Raw genomic sequence first — 12,785 nt, forward strand, 5'->3', positions numbered from 1 at the left:
AACCAATAGTATATTCCCGCGCCTCATTGACACAAATCGGTTGACAGGTGTTTATCAGGCGGGTATAATCGGGTTGAATTTTGGTAAACAAGCGTGTATAGATGCGATATGTAATATCAAGGGAGAAATGGATCCGAAATCAGTATCTGGTTGCGCTGAATAAAATTCATTATATGATTTATATAACTAACTGCGCTGGAATGGATTGAGAATAATGTCTATAAGCAATTCACACAGTGTTGAGGTCGGGCAGATTTTTACTCCAATTAAGTGGGCAGAATGGCTTATCGAGCGGTGGGGTATTTTCGATGCGTGGATTGATGGGGCTTCTATTTGTGACCCGACTGCGGGACAGGGCGCTTTTGCGCTCGCGCTGTTTCGTCTCGCCAGATCGAGAGGTATTCGGGTGTCGCCAGAGCTTCTTTCGCGACTGACTTTGATCGAAATGCATGCGTCGCATTTCCATGTGTTCCAGCGCAAAGCGCGTCAGGAATTCGCGATTGATTTTCCCACAACGCAACTTCTCGCTTTAGATGTGATTACAGATCCCCCAAATAGTGAGTACGATATCTTATTTGGCAACCCGCCGTGGGCAAATTTCACGAATTTGTCCAATTCATATAAGGAAAGACTCAAGCCCTATTTTGTGGCAGAAGGTCTGGTTCCCGATAAAAAACAGGTTCTTCTCGGTTCCTCTCGTACCGATATAGCCGCACTGGTGTTGAAGGTCGTATTGGGCAAATTGCTGTGCAAGAATGGGATAGGATGTTTCTTTCTACCACTTTCTCTTTTTTCGGGCGGTGATGCCCACAAAGGGTTCAGGGACTATGTTGCCAATGGTCGGAGATTTGAGGTAGATGAAGTCTGTGAATTTACGGCGACAGAGGTGTTTGAAGGGGTAGGTACATCTTATTGCTGCGCCAGGTTTCGCATGGATGTGCCGCACAGATTCCCCGTCAGATATTTCAGAGAGCGAGGAGGGGGGTGGATCGAACACCGTGCGGTTCCTCTCAAGGCATCTGACGATCAATGGCGCGTTCTTCAACGTGGAGATACTGCTGATCTCGATAGCGCCATCAAAGTCAAACTGTCGCCTGACCAGAAACCGCGCCAGGGCGTGAATACTTGTGGTGCAAATGCGATTTTTATGTTCGAGGACAAGCCAAAGCATTTGCCTGGGGAATTTCTCTTTCCGCTTGCGACAAAGGAGATCTGGAAGAATGTGGACCTGGTCCCGCATAAATGGATTTTGCTTCCATACAATAGAAATACAGGACGACCTCTTTCGTGGGCCAGTATTGAGCAATATGCCGAACTGAGACAATATCTCATTAAGGTTAGAGACAAACTTGAAGATCGGAGAGGTACCTTGATCCGATCTGCCATTGCCAAAGGCGTCTGGTGGTCGTTGCTCGGCGTTGGTCCGTATTCTTTTGCGCCCTATAAGGTTATCTGGGAGGCTTATGGTAAGAGCGACTTCCATCCCATCATCTTAAACAGTGTGGAAGGAGAGGTGTGGCAGGCGAATCAAGCGATGCAGGCGTTTATCCCTTGTTGGGATGAGGCTGATGCCAGGCGAATTTGTTCTGCGCTTCAACATCCGGGTATTCCCGCTTTGTTGAGACAACTCAATGGAGAGGGAAAATGCAACTGGGCGCAGCCGGGGAAGATCGGGAAGATTCTCTCATTGTGATGTTCGTTATTTAATACAGAGGAGATTTTTATGAAGAAAATAATCTGGGTCGCGTTGCTGGTAGTGTTTGGTACTTTTGGATGGGGGCACGCGCAATTGTCCGATGCGCCCAATAAAGTGCGTCCCTTGATGGTTGGCGATGAAGTTCCCGCGCTGACGCTCGCCGATGCGAATGGACGGGATTTTGACCTGGGTGCGCACAAAAAACCGACGATTCTGATTTTTTATCGGGGATACTGGTGACCGCATTGCCGACGGCAGTTGGGACAACTGCAAGAACTGAAGTCACAGTTGGATAGTTTGGGTTTTGAAATTATTGCTATTGCGCCCGATCCGCCTGAAAAATTGGCTGAGGTGCGTGATCGCGTGGGTCTCGATTTTGCGTTATTATCTGATGTGGAATTTGAGGCAGCAAAGGCTTATGGCGTTGCGTTTATGAATAACAGAAAACGCTCTTTGCCCGTACCATCGCTCTTTGTGATTGCACCCAATCGCAAGATCCAATTTCAATATATTAATCCCAATTATCGCGAGCGCATCGACAGCGATGTTCTCGTGACGATGGCAAGGGCAGTGGCGCGTGATTTTGAGATTGGGCGGTAAAAGAGCAGAGGCTATAGCGATAGACGACATTCTCCGCGCTATGAAGATTGGATTTGAAACTCGACCATGCGCATTAGAAGAACGGGAAAATTTGTCATCTCCTTTCGAGGATCCCTTGCTCCCCTGGGCAACCGCGGTTTTCGCTACCTGATCCTGAGCAATATGCTCTGGTGGCAGGCCATGTGGATGGAAATGATTGTCGTGGGATGGCTCGTTTTTGAGATTACCCACTCTGCGTTTGACGTTGCGCTGATTGGCTTTTACCGATCTATTCCCCTGTTGCTCATCGGTTTTATCGCCGGGCCATTGATCAATAGCGTTGGGCGCGTTCGCATCGTGATTTTCTCGCAGTGGCTCAGCGTACTGGTTCTCGCAGCCATTATCCTGCTGCTCTGGACCAACCAACTGGCAGTCTGGCATCTCGCGATTGGCGCGGTGTTATTTGGCACCTCGTGGTCTCTTAACTGGACTGCCCGTCGCGCCCTGGTACCCGATCTGGTAAGCAAGCAGCGCACGGTTGAAGCGATGATGCTCGAAAGTTTTACCCAAAATATCGCTCGCATGATTGGGCCTTTTTTGAGCGGATATATTTACGCTTTATTTGGCGTATTGGACTGTTATATCACTATTTTTTTCATCTCCCTTATCTCATTTCTGATCATGCTGGGCGTCAAAGTGCCGCGTCACCCCGCGATTCTCAAAACCTCTCCGTGGACGCTGATGCGCGAAGGCTTGCAATACATACGTACCAGCCAGCCGATTATGGGTACGCTGCTCATTACTGTGATCATGAATTTTCTGGCGTTTCCCTACCAGACCATCCTGCCCATTTTTACACACGATATTCTTCACAAGGGGCCACTTGAATACGGTGTGCTGGGCGCGTGCAATGGTATTGGGGCGTTTTTTGGCCTTTACGCGGTCAGTGTGTTGCGCTCGCGCCTCAGTCGCGGCTGGATATTTTCCGCTGGATCGCTTTTCCAGTCCCTCGCGCTGTTTGTCTTTGCCTTTAGCACGTCCTGGGTTGGTGCGCTTACCCTGTTCGGCACGCAGGTTGCTTTTCCACTCGCCATCTTTCTCCTCATACTTGCTGGCATTGGGCATGCATTTTTCAGTGTGATGCAAAGCTCAATTATGCTTATCGCTGCTCGCGATGATATGAGAGATCGCGCAATGGGTACACTCGTCCTCGCTATTGGCGCAGGACCGCTTGGTAGCCTGCAAATTGGCAAACTCACCGAAGTCTATGGCGCGCCTATCGCCCTCGGTTTGCACACCAGTGTCGCCCTGGTTGCAACCGCCGTGGTCACAGCTCTTTTGCCCGGGTTCCGAGCGCGTTTGGATGAGATAAAATAAAAATGTCAATACGGATTCTTTTGATCACAATCCAAATTCTGATAGGAGTATCGGCTATGCAAGCCACTGAACGCCCGGTTTACCAGGTGAGCTTAACCGAGAAGGAAGTCGCGCGTTTGAAACGGCGCGTGCGAACAGTGATGGCGTTTTCTGAAGCGGAGATGGTGGCGTTGATCCCCGATAAGACGGGGTTTCGATTTGTGGGATGTCCCGATTGTGATGCGGGTGCTCAGGAGGGGCAGTTGCGGTGGTCAATCAGAGATCCACATCGCGTGCAGTGCCGCTATTGCGAGATGGTGTTTCCCAATGAGGCGTATCCCGATGATGAGATGCTGACAGTTGTCAACCCGACGGGTGAGAGGATGACATATCCATTTTGGGAAGATGAGACGGGCTTTCGGTATCATTTCCGGGCAAAAGCGTGGCGAGAAGCGCGTGTGTATTTTGCGGCGATTGCGGAAGATTTGGGAGAATTGTACCAGGCAACAGGAGATGCGACGTATGCACGACGCGCGACATTGATTCTGGATGCATTCGCGCGGTATTACCCGGGCTTTCTGGTGAGTTATGATCGGCCACACGAACAAAAGGGGTTTGTGTTTGAACCGCCCTATCCAAATAATGGGGGAAAGTGGGGGCGGTGGCGGCACGATGAAATGCCGACCAATCTGGTTAGGGCCTATGATGCGATTTATACGAGTGGTGAACTGGAGCGGTTGTCCGATGCGGTTGGGATAGATGTGAAAAAGCGGATTGAGGACGATTTCTTTCGCGGAGCCATTCGGCAGGATAGATATCACGGGATTCTCTATACCAATGCGAGTCCCCATATCTATCTCGGGTATGCGGTGATTGGTCGCGTTTTGGGCGATCCCGAACTGGTACATGAAGCGGTTCGTCGCAGTATCGGGCTGTTTGAGAGCCAGTTTTATGCAGATGGCTTCTGGCATGAAGGCAGTTTGGGGTATCAACGGATGACAATGGCGGGTATGCAAGTGGTATTTGATGCGCTGAAAGGGTATTCCGACCCATTGGGTTATGTGTCGGATGATGGCGTGCGATATGACAATCTCGATTTGGAGCGCGATATTGCCATTGTGAGAAAGGCAAATCATCTTCTGGATATTTGCAGATATCCAGATGGGCGGTGGATTCCCATGCACGATGCCTGGGCATATCGGGATAGTCGGCGGGTTGATCCCAATGTCAAACCGCTTGAACAATCGCATTCGACACTGCTGCCGGGTGTTGGGCATGCCTGGTTGGGGAGGGGAAATGGCGAACATCAGGTGCAGGTGCACCTGCATTTTTCGGGGGCTTATGGACATGCCCATGCAGACAATTTGAATCTGATGCTTTTTGCCAGGGGACAGGAACTGCTCTCCGATGTGGGCTATACCCATACCCAATACCGAAGTTGGACGGTCAGCACCTTGTGCCACAATACTGTGTTGATCGATGAAGTGGAACAAGAACGCTCCAATCGAAAGGGTATTATAGATGGTTCTCTGCTGGCGTTTGAAGCCGCATATCCCTCTGTGCAATGGGTGGAAGCGAGTGGGGAAGGTGTGTATCCCGGACTGGCGGAAGAATATCGGCGATTGGTCATGCTCGTAAATGTGGGGGGAGAGGATCACTATGTGGTTGACCTGTTTCGCGTGCGGGGCGGCGATCAGCGCGATTGGGTGATGCACGGAAGTGCGGATGGCGATATGCGGACAGAGGTCAATGTGCCTTTGCAGAATTATGGTGAAAATCTTTTGCCGGGTGTGAAGGTGCGATTTCCAGAACACGAACGCGACCGGGGGGATGCAGAGGGACGGAATGTCGCGCTTGCATTTTTTCAGAATGTGTTACATAGCGATTATGTACAGGATGCGCGTGTCACCTTTCAGGGGAATGATGCTGTTGCCGTGCGTATTCATCTTGTGGGACTGAAGGACAGCAAACTTTTTGTGGGGGACGCGCCCTCTGTGCGGCGTGCAGACGAAGATGAAACACTGATTGATCGCTTTCGCATGCCTATGTTGATGGTTCGACAAAAAGGTAGAGTGCCGAGTCGATTCATGGCTGTTCACGAGCCGTTTCGGGATAAGGCGTTTATCGATTCTGTTGAGGCGGAGGATGTTGGCGAGCGCGGCGTGTACCTGAAAGTGCGCCATCGGGGCGGTACGGATCACATTGTCTTACAACCCGGGATAGATGTCTTTCACAGGGGCGATCTCATTTTTCAGGGCAAAGTCGGTTTTGTGCGCGAACAGGATGGGGAGGCGCGAGTTATGGGGTTATGGGGTGGGGAGAAGGTGCAATGGCAAACCACTCGGTTAACAGGTGGCGGTATCTATACGGGGCAGGTTACAGATGTATTGCGAATAGAGGATGGTGCGCCGTATCATGCATTGGTCGTGAATGGTACGCCTGAAATGGGTGACATAGATGGCGCTGTTGCTGTGGTGACATTTGGCGATAGGACAACGCGCGGGTTGCGCGTTCAACGCGTGGTGGGTGAGCACGTCATTCTCGAAGACGATCCCGGTTTTCGCGTCACAAATACAGGGGCGGTGCATTGCTTTTTTCCGCTTCGAGAGATTGAGGGCACAGTGCAGTTGCAGATTCGGACATCGGCGTTTGTGACCATTCGAGATGGGGGTGTAGAACAACGCTCGATTGGTCCCGGGGATCTTGAGGTGAAATAATAAAGGAGTTTTCAATGGCATTAAAAGTTGCGTTTTTGGGGTGTTGGCACAGTCATACGAGTATGCATTTGCGCGAAGCTGCGCGATCACCCGATGAGGTTGAGTTCATTGGCATGTACGATCCCGATCCCGAAGTGATTGCGATCAGGCGGGAAAAGAGTGCGGAAGAGGGGCTGGATATTCCCGTTTTTGATTCGGTTGACGCGGTGTTAAACAGTGAGGTCGATGCCGTTATTGTAGAAGGGCATGTCTATCAGAATTTAGATTATGCCGAACAAGCACTCACCGCGGGCAGGCATGTCTTACTGGAAAAGCCCGCGGGAGTCAATCTAGACCAGTTTAAGCGCATCCAGAAATTGGCATCGGACAAACAATTGGTCCTCAATTTGGCCTATATGTGGCGTTATAATCCAGCTGTCCACGAGATTATTCGATTGGCAAAGCTGGATGTGTTGGGTGATATTTACGCTTACCGCGGGCATATCCCAAAGCCCTACAGTTGGCGCACAGAGTTAGAAGAGGAGAACGGCATTTATCACGGGGGGATTTATTTTGAAATGGCGGGTCATCTCGTAGATATTATGGTGGCTTTGATGGGACGCCCGACAGATGTACATCCGATCCTCCGAAAACATTATGGCAAACGAACTGTCGTTGACAACGCGGTTGTGGTACACGATTTTGAACGCGGTCTCGGCACGATTGACATGGCCGCCATGCAGGTGGGTATGGCACGGCGGATTGAGGTGCACGGGACGTCGGGAACAGCGCTTCACGCGCCCATTGGCTCCAATAATCTGAGTTTGTGCTTGGAAGAGGAAACCGAAGGATATCAGAGCGGCTGGCAGGAATTGGAGATTGAACCTCCTGATAGTTTTCCAACGCTGTTGAGGGAGTTGAGGGCGTGTATGAATGGCGAGAAAGAACCGGATTATTCTCAGGCACACGATTTGACCGTGCAAGAAGTGTTGTTGGCCGGATGCCAGGTGACAGATGGAAATGCCCTTTCTTCTGATCCACCTGAATAAAGAACACATAGGGAGGAAAAAATGGCAGACTATTCACATATTAAAAAGCCCGATTTGGGCTATTGCTATGAGTTTGCTACAGATGAACTCGATGCAATGTCCGAGTGCCTGGAGGCGCACGGATTTGCGATTATTAAAGATGTGTTGCCGGATGAGATTGTCGAGAAGCTCAAACAGGCTGTGTATGACGGTACCGATCCAGACGGGACGTTAGAGGGCGGCCAGAGTTGTACGCGACATGCGTGGATCGAATCTGGACCAGGTGCATGGGAGCTTTTGGAATACGAGCCATTTATGGATATTCATCGGCATTTGATAGGCACAGATGATATGACCGTCCATCGCTCTGCAGCGATCATTCGCATGTCGGGGTCTCAGCCCGTGGGGTGGCATACGGATTGGTGTGGTTTTTCCAATAAAGTTTTGAACTCGGGCGATGTGTTGAATCGCGGACTCTGGCCGTCGGGCAAGTGGTTTTATCTGACAGGGTCACGCCCGATTCACGGCGGCCTGTGTGTGATCGAAGATTCTCATATGGAAGGCTGGGAAGGTCCCGAAGGATTTAAGTTGACGTCAGATCGGCGCTCGTTTTATCCCGAAGGCGAGGAAGAACACCGCTACGCGGGATTTGATATTCCGGGGTTAGTTCCCCTGTTCACAAATGGGGGAGATATGATTGTGTTTGCCCACCGCACGTACCACGGGGCATTTCCAAATCGGTTGGATGAGACGCGCCTTTCGTGCGCGATTGGGTTTAGAGATCGCAATCACAGAATCGATATTCCGTGGGAGATACCGGAATCAGGCAAGTGGTTTTTGAAAAATATACCGGACCATTTGAAGCGATATACTAATGGGTACACGAGTATTGATATCGGTTGGCGGGGGGCGCAATGAGCGCATTTACACTCTGGGCTGGTGGAGATGCACATGTGGGAACAGATTTGCGGCGGGGGCGAAAGAGTTTGGAAACAGCCATTTTGCAAGCAGAGCGGGATTTTGAATGGGATGTGATGCTCGATATTGGCGATCTATCCGGCGCGCAGGAACCGCCCGACGATGAAGAAGGCGAGGAGGTGGTTCGGCAATACAGTGTATCGACCAAACATCCGCGATCACATTTTTACAATATCGTGGGCAATCACGATGCGAGTGGTCCCGATGAAGAGACCCAGTGGTGGTTTCAAAAGTGGGTGGACCCAATGGGTGTGAACTCCGAATATTCGGGTGTTTATGCCAACCAGCGACCGTATCCCGTAACCGGGCAGTGGGATCGGTATTCTTTTGAGGTGGGCAATATCCTGTTTTTGTGTATGGGTGATCGCAATGATGGCGGGCCACCTGTGGGACGGGGAAATAGGGGTGGTTATCCCGCAGGCGCGGTCACACAGGGGACATTTGAATGGTGGCGCGATATGGTGCTTTCCCATCGGGATAAAATTATCATTTCCGCACATCACCACATGTTAAAAGAGACGACGGTTGCTTCGCTCGATTGGGTGGGGGTAGATGAAGGCTATCACGGTCGTTTTGACGATGGCGCGCCTATTGGGGCTTCGTATCTCTACTGGGTGGGGGGCAAACCAGATAGCGGACAATTTGAAGGTTTTCTGGCAGATAATCCCGGTGTTTGTGATATCTGGCTGGGCGGGCACACGCATACAAATCCCGAGGATACGACCGGCGGGCGTTCGCATGTGGAACAGAAGTGGGGCGCGACATTTATTAACGTCGCTGCGATTTCAAAATTTCACGGGCAAAAGAATGTGCCGATGAGTCGCGTTTTGACTTTTGCCGAGGGATGCGATTGGGTAGATGTGAAATGCTATTTGCATTCCGATCATTTCGCCCCTCAGGGATGGTACGAACCTGCGCGGCGGACCGTGCCTCTGAAGATACCCTTTTCTTTTTAGGTACTCGACCATGCCCGATCCTCTGCTCATCCTGACAGCCACGGCTTATGAGCAACAGCGTTTGCGCGATAGCCTTCAACAGGCGACAATACAGCGTATAGGACATCGCGCTTGGGTTCGCGGTATGATTGGCATCAGCCCCGTAGTCCTTGTTGAAACGGGTATTGGGGCGGTCAATACGGCGCAGGCTCTGACTGTTGCACTGCAGGAGATTGATCCCGAACTCGTTCTGCAAATCGGCATAGGCGGTGCTTATCTCGGCAGTGGCCTGGATAAGGGCGATCTCGCACTTGCGACCGAGGAAAATTATGGCGATTTAGGCGTCATCACACCTGCTGGCTGGTCTCCTGCTGATGAGATCGGTATTCCCGTCCTGTCAACAGATCGCGATTATTACAATACGTATTCTCTCGATCCCGCGCTTGTCGCCAGGGCGCAGCACATACTCGAACAATCGGGCGAATGTGTTGTGCAAGGTCCTTTTGTCACAGTGCAACAGTGTACAGGGCGCGAGGATATTGGGAATGAACTGGCAGCGCGTTTTAATGCGATATGCGAAAACATGGAAGGTGCAGCCGCGGCGCATGTCTGCACGCTTTATGCGGTTCCATTTCTCGAATTACGCGCTATTAGCAACCGTGTGGAAGACCGCAACAAAGATACCTGGGATATTCCCCAATCTGTCCAGCGTGCGCAAATAGCAGCGCGAAAATTCGTTGAGGCTCTATGACGCGAGGTTCATCATGTCCCGTATTTCTCTTGGTTATTCCCCGTGTCCCAATGACACGTATATTTTCTACGGTTTGGTTCACGGAAAAATTGACGGCGCGCCGAGATGTCGCGAGATTCTCGAAGATATTGAGACTCTGAATCGCATGGCTATGGCTGGTAAATTGGATATGACCAAAATATCATTCCACGCGCTTGCATTTATGCGCGATCGCTATTGTCTGTTGCATTCGGGAGGGGCATTGGGGCGCGGATGTGGCCCGCTCGTTATTGCGTCTGATGCCCTTGATCCACGCGATCTGTTGGGCAAACGCATTGCCATTCCCGGCGAACTCACCACGGCCGCGCTCTTGCTGCGTCTCTTTAATCCTGCACTTGACAATCTCGTCGCAATGCCTTTTGACGAGATTATGGAGGCCACGCAAAAAGGCGATGTTGATGCCGGCGTGATTATCCACGAATCGCGATTTACCTATCCCGATTATGGTCTGTACAAAGTCATTGACCTGGGCGAATGGTGGGAGGCATCTACGGGACATCCCATTCCGCTCGGCGGTATTCTTGTCCGACGTGATCTCGGCGAAGGAAAAATTCAGCAGATTGATGTATCTCTTTGCGCCAGTGTAAAATATGCACATGAAAACCCCGATGCAGTTAAAAATTACATCCGCCAGCACGCACAGGAGATGGACGAAGCCGTTATGCAGCAGCACATCGATCTGTACGTCAATGAATACACGTTGGATTACGGCGCAGATGGAAAAGCAGCGCTGGTCGATCTTTTTGCGCGGGCAGAAGAAGCGGGCATTGTACCGCGATCCGATCAGCCGTTATTTATTGACTGAAAGAGGAAATATCTATGAGTGGATTAGAAAAGAGCCTGTGGGTAAGCCAGCGAATTATGGGTGTGGTTTTTCTGGTGGCTGGTCTGACTAAGATATGGGATCCCGTACTCTTTTTTTGGGAGGCTGTGGTGCCTGCCCAGATTTTTGTCGGACGCGAGACAGTGGAAATGGTCGCCAAATTGGCTCTGTTGCTCGGTCCGTTAGAATGCCTGGTGGGTCTCGCGCTTCTGGTCGATTGGAAGCCGCGTCTCGTTTTGCCTATAGGTGTGGTGATGATGGTTTTTTTTCTTGCGATTACCGCTCATGCATGGCATCGGGGAATGGGGGAGAGTTGCGGGTGTTTTGGTACTCTGGTCGATCGCTCGCCAACTGAGGCAATGGTGGAAAATTTTCTTATGCTGGGGTTGCTGGTCTTTTCCTGGTGGGGGTTGCGGCGAAGGTCCGTTGCGCTGTGGGCATGGGGGAGAGGGGTAGTCCTGGTCGGCGGATTGGTTGCTCTAACGGTGCTGGGGTTCAGGTATGTGCCCGAGCGTGATCGGTTAGCTGATTCAGACCTGCAGGTGGGTGATTATCTGAAAGGTTTATCCCTGTTAGATACAGATATCGATTTAACGCGTGGAGCCTATCTGATCGAGTTGTTTAGTCCAAGTTGTCACTATTGCCAGGCTGCCGTGCCCAAGCTCAATTTCTGGGCTGCCGATCCAGAGGTGCCGAGATTAATTGCTTTAAGTCAGTATCCCAAAGATCATCCTGTGACCACACAGTTCAAAATGCAGTTTCGACCGCGTTTCACCATCGCCACAATTTCTCTCGCTGATTTCAAGCGTTTGACCTATGGGCATGGGTATCCGCGACTGGCTTATATTGTGGATGGAGTAATCGTGCGGGTGTGGGAGAGCCATGCCTTTCCCTCGCTTGCAGAGTTGAGGAAGTTGTAGAATATTTTTAAAGCGATTATATTTATCGCAGACCGCAGGAGAAGAGCAAACTATCTATTGAAAGGGATTTAATACATGTCGAAGCCAAAAATTGGGTTTATCGGTCTCGGGATCATGGGCAAGCCGATGGCCGGTCATTTGATAGATGCTGGATATGAACTCGTCGTACACAACCGCAATCGAGATGCGGTCGATGAACTTGTGGGTAAAGGGGCAGCAGAAGCGCACTCTGGTAAAGAGGTGGCAGCACAAAGCGATATTGTTATCACTATGTTGCCCGATTCGCCCGATGTTGAGAGTGTTGCTTTGGGCGAAGGGGGCATTATTGAAGGCGCGCACGAGGGGCTGATTTTTGTCGATATGAGCACGATTGCGCCCAGTGTCACCACACAGGTGGGGGAGGTGCTCGCGGAAAAAGGCGTCCAAAGCCTCGATGCCCCCGTCAGCGGCGGTGACATCGGCGCTCAAAACGCCACCCTTTCCATTATGGTTGGTGGCGCTGAAGATACGTTCAACACGGTCAAACCACTCTTTGACGTTATGGGTCAAAGTGCGATTTTATGTGGACCTCTCGGTGCGGGTCAAACTGTGAAAGCGTGCAATCAGATTCTCGTTGCCGTCACTATTGCTGGTGTATCTGAAGCGCTCACAATGGGTACTAAAGCGGGCGTTGATCCAATCAAAATCGTTCAAGTGCTCAGTGGGGGACTTGCGCGCTGCGGTGTACTAGAAAACAGGGGTGAGCGCATGGTCAACGGCGATTTTGATCCCGGCTTTCGCATTCGCCTGCACTACAAAGACCTCAATATCATCCAGAAAACGAGCAATGATTTCGGCGTGCCCTTGCCCGTTACCAGCGAGGTTTTTGAGCTTTTTAAGACCGCAATGATCAAAGGTCGCGGCGAACTCGACCACTCGGGTTTGCTCACGGTTATTGAAGAGATGTCGAATATTCAAGCGCGTACAGGGCAATAGTTCATATGT

At 51.0% G+C, this 12,785-nt stretch carries 12 protein-coding genes; all 12 read left to right on the forward strand.

What is annotated here, in order from left to right:
- Positions 1–214 precede the first annotated feature (214 nt).
- The 12 genes from F4Y39_20000 to F4Y39_20055 all read left to right on the forward strand — a co-directional run bounded on the left by F4Y39_20000 (position 215) and on the right by F4Y39_20055 (position 12,776).
- Positions 215–1,693 (forward strand): hypothetical protein, encoded by a 1,479-nt coding sequence (locus F4Y39_20000; GenBank protein ID MYC16014.1) that lies wholly within the window; start codon positions 215–217, stop codon positions 1,691–1,693.
- 30 nt (positions 1,694–1,723) lie between these two features.
- A complete protein-coding gene (locus F4Y39_20005; protein MYC16015.1) occupies positions 1,724–1,936 on the forward strand; it encodes a hypothetical protein in 213 nt (70 codons plus the stop codon).
- An 18-nt stretch (positions 1,937–1,954) separates the two neighbouring features.
- Positions 1,955–2,296 (forward strand): redoxin domain-containing protein, encoded by a 342-nt coding sequence (locus tag F4Y39_20010; GenBank protein ID MYC16016.1) that lies wholly within the window; start codon positions 1,955–1,957, stop codon positions 2,294–2,296.
- A 66-nt stretch (positions 2,297–2,362) separates the two neighbouring features.
- Positions 2,363–3,652: an MFS transporter gene (locus F4Y39_20015; GenBank protein ID MYC16017.1), complete on the forward strand. Its 1,290-nt coding sequence runs from the start codon at positions 2,363–2,365 to the stop codon at positions 3,650–3,652.
- A 2-nt stretch (positions 3,653–3,654) separates the two neighbouring features.
- Entirely contained in the window at positions 3,655–6,348 is a 2,694-nt protein-coding gene (locus F4Y39_20020) for a hypothetical protein (GenBank protein ID MYC16018.1), read from the forward strand.
- A 14-nt stretch (positions 6,349–6,362) separates the two neighbouring features.
- Positions 6,363–7,376: a Gfo/Idh/MocA family oxidoreductase gene (locus F4Y39_20025; protein ID MYC16019.1), complete on the forward strand. Its 1,014-nt coding sequence runs from the start codon at positions 6,363–6,365 to the stop codon at positions 7,374–7,376.
- A gap of 21 nt (positions 7,377–7,397) precedes the next feature.
- A complete protein-coding gene (locus tag F4Y39_20030; GenBank protein MYC16020.1) occupies positions 7,398–8,273 on the forward strand; it encodes a phytanoyl-CoA dioxygenase family protein in 876 nt (291 codons plus the stop codon).
- Positions 8,270–9,289, forward strand: a complete 1,020-nt coding sequence (locus F4Y39_20035) for a hypothetical protein (protein ID MYC16021.1) — start codon at positions 8,270–8,272, stop codon at positions 9,287–9,289. Before F4Y39_20030 ends, F4Y39_20035 begins: the two co-directional genes overlap by 4 nt.
- Before the next feature lie 10 nt (positions 9,290–9,299).
- Positions 9,300–10,019: a futalosine hydrolase gene (gene mqnB, locus F4Y39_20040; GenBank protein ID MYC16022.1), complete on the forward strand. Its 720-nt coding sequence runs from the start codon at positions 9,300–9,302 to the stop codon at positions 10,017–10,019.
- A 13-nt stretch (positions 10,020–10,032) separates the two neighbouring features.
- Positions 10,033–10,863: a 1,4-dihydroxy-6-naphthoate synthase gene (locus tag F4Y39_20045; GenBank protein MYC16023.1), complete on the forward strand. Its 831-nt coding sequence runs from the start codon at positions 10,033–10,035 to the stop codon at positions 10,861–10,863.
- Between the two features lie 14 nt (positions 10,864–10,877).
- Entirely contained in the window at positions 10,878–11,801 is a 924-nt protein-coding gene (locus F4Y39_20050) for a hypothetical protein (GenBank protein ID MYC16024.1), read from the forward strand.
- A gap of 75 nt (positions 11,802–11,876) precedes the next feature.
- On the forward strand, positions 11,877–12,776 hold the full coding sequence (locus F4Y39_20055) for a 2-hydroxy-3-oxopropionate reductase (GenBank protein MYC16025.1): 900 nt from the start codon (positions 11,877–11,879) through the stop codon (positions 12,774–12,776).
- Positions 12,777–12,785: the final 9 nt, after the last annotated feature.

The organism is Gemmatimonadota bacterium (assembly GCA_009838845.1).
Taxonomy (GTDB): Bacteria; Latescibacterota; UBA2968; order UBA2968; family UBA2968; genus VXRD01.